Below are 15,409 nucleotides of genomic sequence, written 5' to 3'. Positions count from 1 at the left end.
ACTCTTTGATAATTAAAATTTTTCAGGTTTCATCAATACATACAAGAGGTAGATGAAAATGATGATGGAAAGAATGAATAGTGTAAGTATCATGATGGTCATATTTTTTCAAAGAAGCCGATTGATTTAAAGAAAATGATAAAGCATCCGAGCAGTATCGAGGTGAAGAGGATGGTGTAAAGCATGTTTTTTCGTTTATACGGATATGCCAAAGGGAGAGCCAGTTTTATGGGAGAGCGATAAAAAAGTTGTGGAAGCCAATACTGGCAATGGTTTCAGGATTTTACAAGCAGATTTACCCATTGGCAAAAAAAGAAAGACCCTTCCAAAATGGAAGGGTTGATTTTCAAAAAGGGAAAGTTTTGTTGAACCACAGAGGAAGAGAGAACACGGAGGAACACGGAGGGGGAACACGCCCGCGGAATGTTCCTGTTATATCAAGCTCGGTGTTCCTCTGTGCTCTCCACTCTCTGTGGTTCAAACTCAGCGTAGTTTGTATTCTTCTATTTTCCTGTAAAGCGTAGTAAGGCCTATATCAAGCAGCCGGGCGGTTTCTGTTTTGTTGCCTTTTGTGTGGTTGAGTATACGTTGTATATGTAATTTTTCTACACTGGCAAGCGAGTAGGCAGACATACCTGAAGTTGTATTGGCAGCAATCTCAAAATCAGCGGGGAGGCTGGTAGTCGTCAGTTCATCTCCTTCATTCAATATCACAGCCCGCTCTATGATATTCTTCAGCTCGCGGATATTCCCTTTCCAGCTGTGCTGCTGCAATTGTTGTAAAAAATCTTTGCTGATAGCAGTGATGTTGTTCCCCGTTTTTTGAGCAAACAGTTCCAGGAAATATTGCGCCAGCAAGGGAATATCAGATTTTCTATCGCGGAGTGATGGCAGATGAATGGTAAAAACATTGAGCCTGTAAAAAAGATCTTCGCGGAATTTTTTATCCTCCACTTCCTGTTGCAGGCTGCGGTTGGTAGCGGCTATGATCCGCACATTCACTTTAGTGGTTTTGGTATCGCCTACTTTTATGAATTCATTTGTTTCCAGCACCCGCAACAGTTTGGCCTGCAGATCGAGGTGCATCTCTCCTACTTCATCTAGAAAGAGTGTGCCGGTATCGGCTTCTTCTATCAACCCTTTTTTGTCTTTTGCGGCGCCGGTAAATGCCCCGGCCGTATGGCCAAACAATTCACTTTCGAGCAGTTCTTTTCCAAAAGCACTGCAGTTGATGGCCATGAAAGGTTTACCCGCCCGCCTGCTGCCATTGTGTATGGCTTGTGCAAATACTTCTTTGCCGGTGCCGGTTTCGCCGAGCAGCAACACGGACGCATCGGTAGGCGCTACTTTCTTTGCAAGAGTTATCGCATCTTTTATCAGGGCGGATTCGCCTAGAATGTTTTCGTAACCGTATTTCTTACCCAGTTGTTTTTCCAGTTGTACCACCCTTTTTTGCAGCTGCACTTTTTCCATCGCCCTGCTTAGCAGCGGTACTATCTTATCGTTGTCGTCGCCCTTGGTAATATAGTCGAAAGCCCCGTTCTTCATAGCCTGCACAGCATCCGGTATATTGCCGTAGGCAGTAAGCAGGATGATCTCCACAGCAGGATGGCTGACCTTTACATTTTTTGCAAAATCCACCCCATTGCCATCCGGCAATTTTACATCGCATAATAAAATATCGAAAGAATGTTTATCCAGCAAGGCTTTACCGGCTCTGAGGGTAGCAGCTTCCTGTACCTCATACCCTTCCAGCCGGATGATGCGGGCCATGAGGCTTCGTAATCTTTCTTCATCATCAATGATCAATATACTGCTCAATGGAAACTATTTATTTTTCAAAAGTACATGGAAAAATTCATTGGGATGAAACTGAACGGTCACAGACCGGGTTCCTTAAGATATTCTACAGCACTTTCGGGCCTCGCCAATATCTTACCCGATCTGTCTACAACTACGTAAGCAGGATTGAAATTAATACCATACCTGCTGCTGAGTTCGCCCAGCCTGTCGGTAGAGATCTCGTTTTTCAAACGCGGATCATCCGTAGTGAGAAGATTGTATTGTTTCCAGTTTGGTACATCGTATTCAAGAAAAGCGAATGTGCCCTTATGTTCCTGCAGGGTGGGTTTCCAAAGCCAGTACTGGGTTAGTGAAATACTCAGGATTGAAACCTTTGCCGCTTTTCCTTTGATAAGCGCAGGAAACTGCTTCATCTCTTCGATGCATGGCGGGCATCCATTGTTCCAGAAATCGATGATGGTGATATCGGAGGCAGAAAAATCGAGGGTGATCTTATTGCCGGAAGAGTCTACAACGTTGTCGATGGAAAATTGTTCACCAATGTTCTTCACTTCAGCCTGCCGGATCTTCTTATCTTCCTTTGCTGCGCAGGATGCGAATACCATGACGACGAACACGCTGAAAAAATAGTTCACTGGTAAAAAAGTTGAGGGTTGGGAAATCCGGATTACATAAAGCAGGTGGTTATTTCTTCTTTTTCAATATCTCTTCAATCGCTTTGAAGTAAGCCGCAATCACGATATTTTTTCCAAATGACCGCTTGACTTTTTCCCGTGCTTTTTTTCCCATCACTTTACGTTCTTCGACGGAGAGCGAAGTCATTTTTTGCATCTTTTCCACCAGGTCTTCCACATCACGTACTTTAACGAGGTAGCCTGTTTCGCCATCATCGATGATATCGCGGCAACCGGTGGTATCGCAGGCGATCGTTGGTTTTTCCATGCTGGCTGCTTCCAGCAGCACATTGCTCATTCCTTCACGATAGGATGGAAGCACTATGCAATCCGCTTTGGCAATATAACTGCGTACATCATAAGATGCGCCGAGGTATGTGATAATACCATCTTCCACCCATTTCAAAATATCCCTTTCGGTGATAGTATTTTCTTTCAGGTTTTGCGAATAGTAAGGGCCGAGTGCCTGCACTTCTACATTGGGAAGCTTCGTTTTTAAAATTCTGCCGGCATCTACATATTCGGTGATGCCTTTGTCTTTGATGAGGCGGCCGATGTACAGGAAGACGAATTTTTTATGCGGTTTTCCCGAATCTTCCACAGGTGCATAATAATCATAATCCACACCCGATCCGGGGATCAGTTCCGTTACCTCCTGTTTTACAAATTTGTGCGCCAGGAAAACATCGCGGTCATCCTTATTTTGAAAAAAAACTTTGGCTGTTTTGAGCAAAACGAATTTATATAGAGTACGGGCAATGCGGTAAGTAAGGCTGCTGCTTTCTGCCAGCGGGCCAATGCCGGTAATATTCGTGATGGTTGGTATGCCCATGATGCGGGTGATAATATTGCCCCAGATGGCAGGCCGCATGGTAAATGTAAGACAGATATCTATTTTTCCGGATTTCAGCGCCGAGCGGATATTCCTGATGTAGCGGTAGATATCCCCAATATTGGTGTTACTCGTTTTAACGTCAATTACCGTGAACCCATTTTCAGCAGCAAGGGCGAGGTCTTTTTCGGAGCCGGTGGTTAAGATCGTAACATTATAGCCTTTCGTCATTAACTCATTGATCAGCTTTTTCCGTACCGTGTTCGCAGAAATAACGTGATTCTCAATAATTGCTATATTTCTTTTCATAAATGAGAATGTTTGCCTGCAGCCAGCAACCTATAAAATCTTTTTTTAATAAATTGTCTGGATGAAATACAACACACGATCTTTGAATATGGGCAAAATAAATCTTTATTATTGAATTGTGAAGGATATTTTACGATAAATTTGTCGTGAACAGCTATAGTTCATAACAAAACAACTTTGCAGCTCCACGAATGGGTTATTCTGATCTCATATTGTTTCCCATTTATACTTATCTCTTCCACCTGTTCTTTTCGTACCGCCGGAAAAAGATAAAAGATCCCATATTAAAAAAATATCACCTGATCGCTTTTTGGATAAAAGTGTTTGCAACAGTGGCTATGAGCGTGTTCAATGTATGGATATCGCCGGGCGATTCTACCACTTTGTATTATCCTGAAGGGCTCAACATTTACCATCTTTCGCTACAGGACCCTTCGCACCTGAAATGGTTGTTTGTGGCCGGAAAAGATTTTGATTTCAACCTGCTGGTGAGCAATTTCACCGAAGGGTATTTTGCCAGCGAAGCCAACTATTTTGTCATACGGCTGGTAGCCATCTTATCTTTTTTTACTTTTGGCACTTACAGCGTCATCAACCTGTTCTTTTCGATGATCGCCCTTAGCGGTATCTGGAAGCTTTTCGTTTTCTTTTACGAGCTGTATCCGAAGCTGCACAAACAAATATCGATCGCCATACTTTTTCTGCCAACGGTGGTATTCTGGAGTTGCGGCATCCTCAAAGACCCCATCTGCATGGGTGCGCTCGGATGGCTCACGTATGCGCTCAATGAAGTGATCTATAAAAAAACAAAAATAACCCAACACCTGCTCATAGCGATATTTTCGGCCTGGGTGCTTTCTGTAGTAAAACCTTATATCCTTTATTCGTTCCTGCCGTTTTTCTTGTTTTATATGATCCAGATGAACCTTCACCTGGTAAAAAGCGCCTTGTTCAAAGCCATCGCTTTTATTGTTATCATTGCTGTGGTGGGTATCGGTTTCCAATATCTTTCGGAAACGTTGCAGCGGGAAATGGGGAATTTTGCCTTGGAGAAATTATCTACTTCTGTAAAGTCGACACAAACAAATTTCATCGCTATGTCTGACCAGGCAGAATCTTCTTTCAGCCTTGGGGTAGAATATGACGGGAGTGTGGGCAGTTTGCTCAAAGTAGCGCCTGCGGCGATCAATGCTACTTTATTCAGGCCTTATTTGTGGGAATCAAAGAAAATATCCACGCTGCTTTCTTCGCTGGAAAGCCTGAGCCTGATGTTGTTTACGCTGTATGTATTGCTGAAATCGGGGCCGGTATTTTTCTTCAAGACCTTGTTCACCAGCCCGATGGTGCTGTTTTGTTTCTTTTATTCAATACTCTTCGCCCTTTTCATCGGCACCACCACGTTGAATTTTGGAACATTGGTGAGGTATAAGATCCCCTGCATGCCTTTCTATATCATCGCACTGATCCTGATCAATCAAAAACGGATCATCCTGGCGCAGCATAAGAAAATGCCCCCGGACAACAGACGATGGACAACAGACAACCGATGAACTACCTCCGATCACGGAAGTATTACCGCCGAAAACCGGCATCCAGCATCCGGCAACGGGCAACTAAACCCCGGCTGTCTTCCTTTCGCTATCCAGCGTAAAGATGCTGTGGATAGCCAAACGTGTATTGCGACCGTAGTTGTTCAATGATGAGAAGAAAGATCTTTTGCCATCCCTGTTGTTGAGCCTGGCTAAGATCGTATTGGGTGTAGCGGTAAAATCGTTCCTGAATGCATCTGCCAGCGGCCATGCCAGGAAGCTTAATTTTTTCAGTTTATCGGTTTTCTGAAAAACCATGATCATACCTGCAAATGCCAGCACGAATATCATGTAGTTGAAAGCAGCCACGAACTTGTTGGCAAATTTCACTTTATGTACATGGAAACGGTTCCTCACATAAAAGTACATCTTCCAGCCGGAAGTGAAATCCCAGTCCTGCTTGTAGCTGTACGCACTGGCCGGGTGATAATGTATGCTGGATGCAACGGTGTATACCGGGATGTTGTATTTTTTAGTGATACGGCAATAGTATTCCGATTCATCGCCCCACAAAAACAGTGAAGATTTTGGTATGCCTACTTTTGCCACGATCGAGCGGTGCAATAAAGTTCCGTTGAACGGATGGCCGATACCTTTGATCAATTCGCCTTCTACATCATCTATCGAAGCATAGTTGGCCGTATTCCACACAAATGATTTTTTGTCTTCTTTATTGATCACTGCACAATTGAGCAGGCAACGATCAGGGGTTTCTACATTCAATAATTTTTCAAGTGCATCCGATTTTGGATAACCATCATCATCCATGCACCATATCCACGAAAATTCATTTTTAAATGCCCAGGAGATCCCTGTATTGAATCCTCCACCCGAACCAACGTTCTCCTGCGTGATCACCGTAATGTCTGTCTGAGTTTTTAACCAGGCCTCCGTATTGTCCGTACTGCCGTTATTCACTACTAAAATAGCGTCCGGACGACGGGTTTGGGCCCTCAATGCGTTAATACATTCGGACAAGAGCACCTGGCGGTTGTAGGATACAACCACTGCAATCACTTTTTCCATGAGAAAGTGTTTTGGTTTTTTAAACAGAATAATTGGACAATATTATAAACGCAGCAATAACCTGCTTATTGCGTGGGGAAAGCAAAAAAATCAGGATTTTTAGATGACAAATGCCTGAGAACCAGTAAAAGGGGTGTCTTTACGCGATTGATAAGCCGTGTTTTTCCGTATAAAACGGAGGAAGGAAAAGCGAAGAATTACTACAACTCTTCTGTATTGGAAAATACAGGTATCGGTTGCCCGGTTTTTAATGCCTTCACAAAATTTTCTGCAAAACTTAGCGCTTCACCAATCACATGATGCATATCCATATAGCGGTAAGTGGCCAGTCTGCCCAAGAAAGACACCCCGGAAAGGCTTTCGGCTTTAGCCCGGTATTGTTTTAAAATCCCTTTGTCGTGCTGCAGCCTTTTTGGATAATAAGGCTCGTCTGCAGGGCCGGTCTCTTTACTGAACTCTTTGAAATAAACCGTTTTTTGATGTTTTTCCCAGGGGGTAAAATGTTTATGTTCCACCACCCTGGTGTAGGGAACTTCTTCGTCGCAATAATTCATTTGGGATAAACCCTGATGATCGCCTTCGGCATAAAATTTTTCAAAAGTGACCGTACGGTAACCCAGTCGGCCATACTCAAACTCAAAATAGGCATCGAGCGGGCCGGTATAAAAAACATGCGTGTATTGGCTGGTGTCCATGCCGGCCGTGAACTTTTTATTCAGCGTGAGGCTTATGGACGGGTGGTCGATCATTTTTTGCATGATGGCGGAATAACCATCCACCGGTATGCCGGTATATTCATTGGTGTGGTAATTATCGTCGTAGTTGAAACGTACCGGGATCCGTTTGATGATGGAAGCCGGAAGTTCCGTAGGCTCGCAACCCCATTGCTTTTTGGTATAGCCGTAAAAGAAAGCATCGTACAATTCGCGGCCGATGAAATGTAAGGCCTGCTCTTCAAAGTTCTGCGGATCTATGATCGTTTTATCCGCCAAGCCCTGCAGGAATTCTTTTGCTTCAGCAGGCGTAAATGTTTTACCAAAAAACTGGTTGATGGTAAACAGGCTCACCGGGAGGGAGTAAATCGCTCCTTTGCTGAGCGCCTTTACGCGATGAACATAATGTTTAAACTCACCAAAACTGTTCACGTAATCCCATATCTCCTTTTTATCCGTATTAAAGATATGGGGGCCATATTGATGCACCATGATGCCGGTTTGCTCGTCCCTTTCTGTGTGGCAGTTGCCGCCGGCATGCGGGCGCTCGTCCCAGATATCGACTTTACAATCTAATGCCTGCGTCAATTGATTGGCCAACACTGCACCGGAAAAACCTGAACCCACAATCAGAAAATGCAAAGACATCTGAAAAAATTAATAATGGTTTAAAAAATCAGTTAAGTATTTTTTGATATAGCTCCAGGTATTTAGCGGAAGCATTTTTCAATGAGTAAAATTCTTCGGCGCCCTGCCTGATGCGATCGCGATCAAATTTAGCCAATATCATCTTATCGATGATGTCATCAAAAGATGAAGTATCGAAATGATCGATCACAAATCCGCCCTCATATTTTTCTACAATTTCCTTCACATCGCCTACGCCGCTGTTGGTAATAACAGGGATGCCCATCGCCATCAATTCGCCATGCTTGGTAGGCGAAGATGATTGTTTTGAATAACAGGGTTTGATAAAAAACAAACTGTACCGGCTCAGCGAAAGCAGCGCCGGCACTTCTTTCCTGCTGGCATGAGTAGCGATGATCCTGTCTTCGGCCAGGCCATATTGCGCAGCGGTATCGATGATCGTTTTGTGATGATGCGGGGATATGAAAAGGAATTTTGCCGCGGGTATCTTTTCAGAAACACGTTTGCAAAACTGCATCATTTCCGCGGTCATGTACCAGCCGCCGATGGAGCCGAGGTAACTAATGATGAAATCGCCGGGCTGTATATTGAGCCTTTGTGCCTGCCAGTCTGCCTGTTGTGTATCTATACGTTTGCTATCGAACAGGTTAAGATCGGCACTGCAGGGTATTACTGCCAGCGGCGTCGATGCTTTGTATTCCGGCCATTGCCTGATTATTTTTTCAGCCACATAAGTAAGGCATACGATGCCATCGCTCTGCGCCACTTCTTCGGCTTCATTCTTTTTGAAGTAATTATAGATCATTCGGTACAGCGGATGGCCCTTCTTCCACATGCCGCCATCCACACGGCTATCGGCATAAAACTCCCGGATATCATTCAGGAATTTAACCCCCATTTTTTTCTTCATCCACAACCCCACCATCGATGGAATTCCCGGGCGGGTATGCACCATATCAATGGAATGTTTCTCGTGGATCTTCCGGGCTGTACGTTTCAGCTTACGGATATCCATCAGCGTAGACAATACCGGCGGGCGCCTGGTATAATCCACCGGCACCCATACAATATCATATCCGGAAAGCAATTGCTGCACCGAATGTTTATTTTTTTCAAACACCTGTTCTTTTTCGCAACTCAATAAGAAGATCGTGTAACCATGCTGACTGAGCCCCTGCAGATACGGTATTACCTGGCTCTGCCCGAGCGGATCGGTCATGCCATCGTAAGAGATAAAAAGAACCTTTTTAGGAGAAGACAAGGGACGTTAGTTTTGAAAATTATTATGTTTACTTGAAATTTTTACTGGTTGAAGATGCTGGTTACTGGATGCTGAATATTTTAGAGTTGAAATTCCGTTACAGACTTTAAACTTTTTAAGAATACCAGTATCAGGCATCCGGCATCGGAAATTAAGCAAAGCCTAATTTCCATTCATCCATTTATCATACCACATCTGGAACATCAGCAGGTACCACAATTTTTCCGCTCTTTCCACTTTTCCCTGGTAGAAAGACCTGCGGATCTTCTGCACTTCCCGGTTGTTGAAAATATTTTGCTTTTCGATAAATGTTTCGTCGAAATACTCATCCACAAAAGGTTTCAGGTCTTTCTGCAGCCATGATGCTATCGGTATACCGAAGCCCATCTTTGGCCTTTCCATGATTTCCTTTGGTAGATATTTATGAACGATCTCCTTGATGATGAATTTTTTGTTGCCGTTGTTGTACTTGTATTTCATCGGCAATTGTGCCGCCCATTCTATGATGCGCTGATCGAGAAATGGCTCCCTGCCTTCGAGGCTTACGCTCATGGTGGCCCTGTCTACTTTTTGCAGGATATCATCCAGCAGGTAAGTCTGGTAATCGATGGCCATATTGTATGCCAGCGGCGAATAACGTTCTTCATTCAACTCTTTGCTGTCGAAGGCCGTCGACAATACTGTTATTTTATTTTTGAAAAGAAAACCGATTTCGTCGGCGCTGATCTGCGTGGTGAGGCTCATCAGCATGTTTTCTTCCGAAGGATTTTTTAAAAGCATTTTCATCTTCTCATAACGGGTATGAAAAAGATATTTTTTATTCAGCACCGGGATAGAATTTGCCGGTATAAGTTCCATAGTGGCCGCGGCACTTTTGCGGATGAACTTAGGAATGCTTTGCAGGCGCTTACCATACTTCATCATGTAATCGTACCGGTTGTACCCCGCAAATATTTCATCGCCCGCATCTGCCGAGAGTGCCACGGTAACTTTTTCCCTCGCGATCCTGCTCACCAGTGTGGTGGGGATGGCGCTGCTGTCGGCAAAAGGTTCATCGTAATAATGCGGAAGCTGTGGCACAATTTCCAATGCTTCCTTTTGTGTGCAATAATACTCCGTATGATCGGTACCAAGGCGGGCGGCAATATCTTTGGCATAAGGCGCTTCATTCAATCCAACATCCGGAACACCAATGGTAAATGTTTTTATCTTTTCTGTATTGTTGGCCTGCAGCAATGCGGTCACACAACTGCTATCGTAACCGCCGCTCAGGAAAACCCCTACCGGTACATCACTTACCATGCGGTATTGAAATGCATTGGTCAATAATTTTTCCGTTTCGGTGATCGCTTCGGGAAGACCGATCTTCAGTTCAGGTTTATTGTACGCGTCGTAAAGGTTCCAGTATTGTTGGGTACGTACTTCTTTTTTTGTCAGATCGAATTCGAGAAAATGGCCCGGTTTCAATTTTGCCGTATCCTCGAAAATGCAATGGGGTGTTGGCACGTAGCCAAACTGCATATATGCCGCGGCAGCGTCGATGTTGATGGATTTTACAAAAGCCGGGTGTTTGATAATGGCTTTCAGCTCGGAAGCGAACATGAACAACCCATTTTTCTGATAATAAAAAAAAGGCTTCACACCTGCCCTGTCGCGGCAGGCGAATAATTTATTCGTCCGCCTGTCGAAAATGGCGAACGCGAACATGCCGATGAACTGATCCAGCGCTTTACTGCCCCATTCTTCATAGGCATGAAGGATCATTTCGGTATCGCTATGGGTGGTAAATGTGTGCCCCTTTGCGGCCAGCGTATCTTTTATTTCCTGGTAATTATATATCTCGCCATTAAAAATGATGCAATAATCCTTGTACCACATGGGCTGGCTGGCAGCATTGCTAAGGTCGATGATGGAAAGCCTGCGGTGGCCTAAACCAACCTGGTGGCCATCCTGCTGCATAAATTCGTAGCCGCCGCCGTCCGGACCCCGGTGCTCGAGCGTATCGGTACATTCCTGTAATATTTGTAAAGTTGAACTATTTGAAAAATCAATGAAACCTGCAATACCGCACATAAACCAGATTATTTTAGAAACGAAAATAACGAATTATTCCGCCTGAATTTATATCATATTAAAAAACCGGCGAATTCGATTTCCTGGAACGATTTACCCGGTCATTTATTGAGCAATTGCCCATATACTTTCAGCAATTGCTGAACATACTGCTTCTTTGTGTAATGTTCGTTCGCGATGGCTTTTCCCCTATCGGAATATTGCCGGAGTTTTTCTTTCTTATCGAGGATGGATCGAAAAGCGTTTGCCAACGATTTCGCATCGGTGGGATTGAAGAAGAAGGCATTATCTTTTGAAACTTCCCTCAACGTTCTGATATCAGACAACATCAGCGGAAGCCCAATCGCCATCGCTTCGGCGACAGATATACCAAAGCCTTCGTGCAGGGAACTCATGATGAATGCATCGTATTGCGGCATCACCTGATGGATGTCGCTGCGGCTGCCCATTTGTTTCACCGGAAGTTGATGCGTTTCTATCTGGCGTTTCTGCTCCCCGGTAAGATCGCCATTTCCATAAATATCTATGGTAAGCGGCAACGGCCCCGCAAGTTGCAAGGCATCGAGTATCACCTGGTAGTTCTTTACAGGTTTTATATTGCCTACGGCAACAATCTTCAGGTTAACGCCGGGAGTTTTGTAAGAACCCGCTTTTTCAAAAAAACTATCCATCACAAAATTAGGTATTACATATGCCGGGCCTTTGATACCGATAGCGGCATCAAAATCCATATACACTTCTTTTGTGGGAGAGATCAGTACCTGTTGTTTTTTATAAGTAAGCCGGTCGATCCACTTTGTATAAAAACTATACCACCTGTCTTTATAAACATGATCGCTCATGATGGTAGCCAGGCTGAAAACCAGCGGTGTTTTTTTGCCACAGGCAAGCCTTGCCACTACTACACTCCAGTACAGGAATGCGTGAACCAACGTTACATTCTCTTTCCGGATGATCTCTTTTAATTGGCGGGCAGCTTTAAAAACCCCGAACCTTGAGGACATATTCAGGCTGTAATGTTTTTCGCCTGTGAAATGATCTTTTGTAAAAACATTCCCGGGACGCAATGTGACCAGGATGATATTGTACTCCTGGCTGAGCTCTTTCAAAGGTGCGATCATCATGACTTCGGCGCCACCAATTGCCCCGAGCCAGTCGATCATGAATAAAGCTGTCTTTTTTTGCATGTTTCCTTAATTACCTTCCGGAAAATTAATATTTATTGCTTACGTGTTATCCAAAAAATTTCAGTTTCCAGCTGTAATACAAACTGGCTCCCAATACCAGCACATTGGTGATGACCTGTCCGAAACAAAGTGCCGTCATGCTGAAATAATGTACCATGCTGAAGTTCACCAGCAACGCCAGCAGGATGCTCATCACCGAAAACCATACGATGACCTTTTTTCGCTTATGAAAAATGATGTATTGCAGAAACAGGTTGGAAACCGACCAGATGAAACCACTTGCGCAAAGCACATAAAAATAATGTATATACTCCCAGTACGATGATTTCAATATGAACCTGTAGGCGAACCATGTAAAAGCGATCAGCAACATTGCTGTTCCAAGCATGGCCAGCATGTATTTTTTGTACAGCCCCTTTACATTTTGCCAGCCCTGTTTTTCTGCAAATTTTTTATAAAGTATTGGCTGAAGATATTGCATCAGCGAGGATGAAATGATAAAAAGTACACTCGCAAATACCGCCGCGATGGAATAAAAACCTGCCTGATCTTTTCCAAAATAAGCCATCACGAAAAATTTATCGGAAGTGCCGATAAAAAAAACCGCGGTTTGAAGCAGCAAGCCCGACAGTCCGAAAGACAATTCTTCTTTCAATAGTTTTTTATCAAACTTTCTTACGAGAAAACCATTTTTTATCGCGAAAAAGAAAAACAATATGGCGATCAGCGCAGCGGAAATCACATAACTCAAAGCACGGCTATACCAGTTTTGGTACACAAATACCACCAGGATGATGGCCAGCGTTATCTCTACTGTTATTTTCAGCAGCGACATGAAAGCGAATTGCCTCGCCTTATTGTTCATGCGTAGTAAGATGATGTATGCCTCGTAACAAAAATTCAGAAAAAGGCACAGTGGTATCAGCCAGACAAACTGGTACTGGAAGTGAAATGTGCGCAACAATGGTTCGCGAAAGATATAAAAAACGGGGACCAGCAATAAACTGAATACAATGGGAATAAGGAATCCCGTTGAAAAAACCCTGGCGTAGTCTTCTTTCGGCAGTTTGAAAAAATCGACAGAAATAGTGTACAGCACCCCCATGGAAATGATGGGGGTCAGAAAAACGATGCTGCTGTTGAATATGTTGAGGATGCCGATATCGCCTTCGCTCAGCACGTTGACAAAAAAAGGCAATGCTGCAAAAGAGATCACTTTGGCCAATGTACCCGCTGCTGTGTACAGGCCCACTTGTTTAAATGAATTTTTTTGTAGTAAAGTTTGCAGTTTTTGTAACAAGGCCTTGGTTGAATATATTCTGTGAACAGAAAAGATAAGATTTTATATTGATGGGGAGGATGCGACGGTTTTTAAAAATTTTGCGGGTATGCCGCCCCACACTTCCGATGCGGGAACATTTTTAGTAACTACTGCCGATGCGGCAATGATGGCATGGCTGCCGATGGTAACGCCTTTGAGCACAGTTGCTTTGGAAGCGATCCACACATTTTCATTGATCTCGATCGGCGCAACATGAAAATTATCCCTGGCGCCTGTTTCCTGCTGATGATCCTGATCGCGGACCACCACCATTTCTGCCAGCAGGCAACCCTGTTTAATGACCACTTTGCTTTTGGCGGTAATGACAGCATTGCGGCCGATAAAAACTCTTTCCATTTCGATGGTACCGGTTGCATCGGCCACTATTTGCGTGCCTGCCGAAATGGAGCAATCTTTTATGATGAGCCTGCCGCCTTTGATGCATTTTATCAGGCAGTTGGTTTCCACGGTTGAGCCAAAGTTGATGCTCAAGCCCGGGTAGAGCAGGTTCAGCTTGAGTATGCGTAAAAAATTAAGTATCCCCAGGTAAGAGCGATGAATGAATCGGAAAATGGAGGATAAAAAACTCATCCGCTTGTTGCGTTTTATTGAACGATTGTTTTTAAATATTCGCCATAGCCGCTTTTTTTCAGTTCTTCAGCGAGCCCTATCAGCTGTTCTTTACTGATGAAACCCATACGCCAGGCGATCTCTTCGGGGCAGCCGATCTTCAGGCCCTGCCTTTTTTCTATCACCCTTACATATTCACTGGCGTCGCTCAGAGAATCGAATGTGCCGGTATCGAGCCATGCGAATCCACGATCCAGAACGCCAACCTGCAGGGTTTTATTTTGCAGGTATATCTTATTTACATCGGTGATCTCGTATTCGCCACGGGCACTGGGCTTCAGTTCCTTTGCTATTTTAACCACTGAATTATCGTAAAAATACAACCCGGGTACTGCATATTGGCTCTTCGGCTTCTCTGGCTTTTCCTCAAGGCTCAACGCTTTGAAGTTCTCATCGAATTCCACCACTCCATACCTTTCCGGGTCGCTTACTGGGTAAGCAAAAATAACAGCCCCCCGGGGATCGGCTGCACTCTGCAGCAGTTTACTGAAACCGCTTCCATAGAAGATATTATCGCCCAATACCAGCGCCACGCTATCATTACCGATAAATTCTTCGCCAATCACAAATGCCTGCGCCAGCCCGTTTGGTATTTCCTGCTTTGCATATTGTATGTTACAGCCCCATTTGCTTCCATCGCCCAGCAACCGCATAAACTGCGCCTGGTCGTCGGGAGTGGTGATGATGAGTACGTCTTTTATTCCGGCCAGCATCAAGGTACTTAACGGATAGTAGATCATCGGTTTGTCGTATATAGGCATAAGCTGCTTACTGATTCCCATGGTAATGGGATAGAGCCTTGTTCCGGAGCCGCCTGCGAGGATGATACCTTTCATTGTGTGTTTAGAAAGTTTAGAAGTTTAGGGGCTAGATAGTTTAATGGGTTATGCTTTTTTGTTGCGCCCTTCTCAAAAATGCAATTAATAATGTTTGTTTTTCAATCAATTTTCTACCTTCTTCAAAATGTTCACCTGAAACAAAATGAAGATCGTTCGATATGATCAGTTGATTCAATAATTCTACTGCACTGCTGTATGCAATGGTACTAAAACGTGCCGGGCCCTTAGAAGTTTTTCGTGAAGTTCCCTCGGCAATATTAGAAGCGATTGAAATAGCAGCACGTTGCATCTGTGACATCAATCCGAATCTTTCAGCCGATGGAAATTTTTCAGTTATTTTATATACCCATCCAGCTAGTAAACGTGCATGTTGCCAGCATTCCAGCTTTTCGAATGAATATATTTTCATTGGAAAGTTTAAACATTTTAGATTTGATGACGATGATCAAATTTAAACCATTTATTTCCGTTCAATTCTTTAAATCGGTAAACTTTCTTTAGTAT

At 43.9% G+C, this 15,409-nt stretch carries 14 protein-coding genes; 1 reads left to right on the top strand and 13 read right to left on the bottom strand.

The features are described from left to right. Positions 1-12 precede the first annotated feature (12 nt). The 4 genes from kdpF to EGI32_RS02935 all read right to left on the bottom strand — a co-directional run bounded on the left by kdpF (position 13) and on the right by EGI32_RS02935 (position 3,618). A complete protein-coding gene (gene kdpF, locus EGI32_RS02950) occupies positions 13-102 on the bottom strand; it encodes a K(+)-transporting ATPase subunit F (protein WP_255153874.1) in 90 nt (29 codons plus the stop codon). 381 nt (positions 103-483) lie between these two features. Beyond that, positions 484-1,821: a sigma-54 dependent transcriptional regulator gene (locus tag EGI32_RS02945; RefSeq protein WP_255153873.1), complete on the bottom strand. Its 1,338-nt coding sequence runs from the start codon at positions 1,819-1,821 to the stop codon at positions 484-486. Between the two features lie 59 nt (positions 1,822-1,880). Then, the gene (locus EGI32_RS02940) at positions 1,881-2,438 is read right to left on the bottom strand and encodes a redoxin domain-containing protein (protein WP_255153872.1); all 558 of its coding nucleotides are present in this window, start codon (positions 2,436-2,438) and stop codon (positions 1,881-1,883) included. Between the two features lie 49 nt (positions 2,439-2,487). Further along, positions 2,488-3,618 (bottom strand): glycosyltransferase family 4 protein, encoded by a 1,131-nt coding sequence (locus EGI32_RS02935; protein WP_255153871.1) that lies wholly within the window; start codon positions 3,616-3,618, stop codon positions 2,488-2,490. 191 nt (positions 3,619-3,809) lie between these two features. Here EGI32_RS02935 and EGI32_RS02930 point away from each other — a divergent pair, with 191 nt between their 5' ends. After that, entirely contained in the window at positions 3,810-5,168 is a 1,359-nt protein-coding gene (locus EGI32_RS02930; RefSeq protein ID WP_255153870.1) for a hypothetical protein, read from the top strand. 63 nt (positions 5,169-5,231) lie between these two features. On the opposite strand, the gene EGI32_RS02925 is transcribed toward EGI32_RS02930, so the two are convergent. The 9 genes from EGI32_RS02925 to EGI32_RS02885 form a co-directional block, all read right to left on the bottom strand. Continuing rightward, positions 5,232-6,233: a glycosyltransferase family 2 protein gene (locus EGI32_RS02925; RefSeq protein WP_255153869.1), complete on the bottom strand. Its 1,002-nt coding sequence runs from the start codon at positions 6,231-6,233 to the stop codon at positions 5,232-5,234. A 200-nt stretch (positions 6,234-6,433) separates the two neighbouring features. Next, the gene (glf, locus tag EGI32_RS02920) at positions 6,434-7,594 is read right to left on the bottom strand and encodes a UDP-galactopyranose mutase (protein WP_255153868.1); all 1,161 of its coding nucleotides are present in this window, start codon (positions 7,592-7,594) and stop codon (positions 6,434-6,436) included. A gap of 28 nt (positions 7,595-7,622) precedes the next feature. Then, positions 7,623-8,855, bottom strand: a complete 1,233-nt coding sequence (locus tag EGI32_RS02915) for a glycosyltransferase (RefSeq protein WP_255153867.1) — start codon at positions 8,853-8,855, stop codon at positions 7,623-7,625. A gap of 162 nt (positions 8,856-9,017) precedes the next feature. Beyond that, a complete protein-coding gene (gene asnB, locus EGI32_RS02910; protein ID WP_255153866.1) occupies positions 9,018-10,928 on the bottom strand; it encodes an asparagine synthase (glutamine-hydrolyzing) in 1,911 nt (636 codons plus the stop codon). Positions 10,929-11,029: 101 nt separating this feature from the next. Continuing rightward, positions 11,030-12,115 (bottom strand): glycosyltransferase family 4 protein, encoded by a 1,086-nt coding sequence (locus EGI32_RS02905; protein WP_255153865.1) that lies wholly within the window; start codon positions 12,113-12,115, stop codon positions 11,030-11,032. Positions 12,116-12,161: 46 nt separating this feature from the next. After that, positions 12,162-13,367: an oligosaccharide flippase family protein gene (locus EGI32_RS02900; protein ID WP_255153864.1), complete on the bottom strand. Its 1,206-nt coding sequence runs from the start codon at positions 13,365-13,367 to the stop codon at positions 12,162-12,164. A 90-nt stretch (positions 13,368-13,457) separates the two neighbouring features. After that, positions 13,458-14,027: an acyltransferase gene (locus EGI32_RS02895; RefSeq protein ID WP_255153863.1), complete on the bottom strand. Its 570-nt coding sequence runs from the start codon at positions 14,025-14,027 to the stop codon at positions 13,458-13,460. A gap of 14 nt (positions 14,028-14,041) precedes the next feature. Beyond that, positions 14,042-14,902 (bottom strand): glucose-1-phosphate thymidylyltransferase RfbA, encoded by an 861-nt coding sequence (gene rfbA, locus EGI32_RS02890; RefSeq protein WP_255153862.1) that lies wholly within the window; start codon positions 14,900-14,902, stop codon positions 14,042-14,044. 40 nt (positions 14,903-14,942) lie between these two features. After that, a complete protein-coding gene (locus EGI32_RS02885; protein WP_255153861.1) occupies positions 14,943-15,314 on the bottom strand; it encodes a four helix bundle protein in 372 nt (123 codons plus the stop codon). Between the last annotated feature and the right edge of the window lie 95 nt (positions 15,315-15,409).

Origin of the sequence: Ferruginibacter sp. HRS2-29 (genome assembly GCF_024343615.1) — a bacterium.
In the GTDB taxonomy this organism is placed as follows: Bacteria; Bacteroidota; Bacteroidia; order Chitinophagales; family Chitinophagaceae; genus Ferruginibacter.
This window is presented reverse-complemented; position numbering and strand designations above follow the sequence as displayed.

Excerpts from the sequence above, each read along its gene's own strand:
- EGI32_RS02895 (WP_255153863.1), bottom strand. The coding sequence starts at position 14,027 with ATGAGTTTTTTATCCTCCATTTTCCGATTCATTCATCGCTCTTACCTG.
- glf (WP_255153868.1), bottom strand. The coding sequence starts at position 7,594 with ATGTCTTTGCATTTTCTGATTGTGGGTTCAGGTTTTTCCGGTGCAGTG.
- kdpF (WP_255153874.1), bottom strand. The coding sequence starts at position 102 with ATGACCATCATGATACTTACACTATTCATTCTTTCCATCATCATTTTC.
- asnB (WP_255153866.1), bottom strand. The coding sequence starts at position 10,928 with ATGTGCGGTATTGCAGGTTTCATTGATTTTTCAAATAGTTCAACTTTA.
- rfbA (WP_255153862.1), bottom strand. The coding sequence starts at position 14,902 with ATGAAAGGTATCATCCTCGCAGGCGGCTCCGGAACAAGGCTCTATCCC.
- EGI32_RS02885 (WP_255153861.1), bottom strand. The coding sequence starts at position 15,314 with ATGAAAATATATTCATTCGAAAAGCTGGAATGCTGGCAACATGCACGT.
- EGI32_RS02905 (WP_255153865.1), bottom strand. The coding sequence starts at position 12,115 with ATGCAAAAAAAGACAGCTTTATTCATGATCGACTGGCTCGGGGCAATT.
- EGI32_RS02935 (WP_255153871.1), bottom strand. The coding sequence starts at position 3,618 with ATGAAAAGAAATATAGCAATTATTGAGAATCACGTTATTTCTGCGAAC.
- EGI32_RS02930 (WP_255153870.1), top strand. The coding sequence starts at position 3,810 with ATGGGTTATTCTGATCTCATATTGTTTCCCATTTATACTTATCTCTTC.
- EGI32_RS02925 (WP_255153869.1), bottom strand. The coding sequence starts at position 6,233 with ATGGAAAAAGTGATTGCAGTGGTTGTATCCTACAACCGCCAGGTGCTC.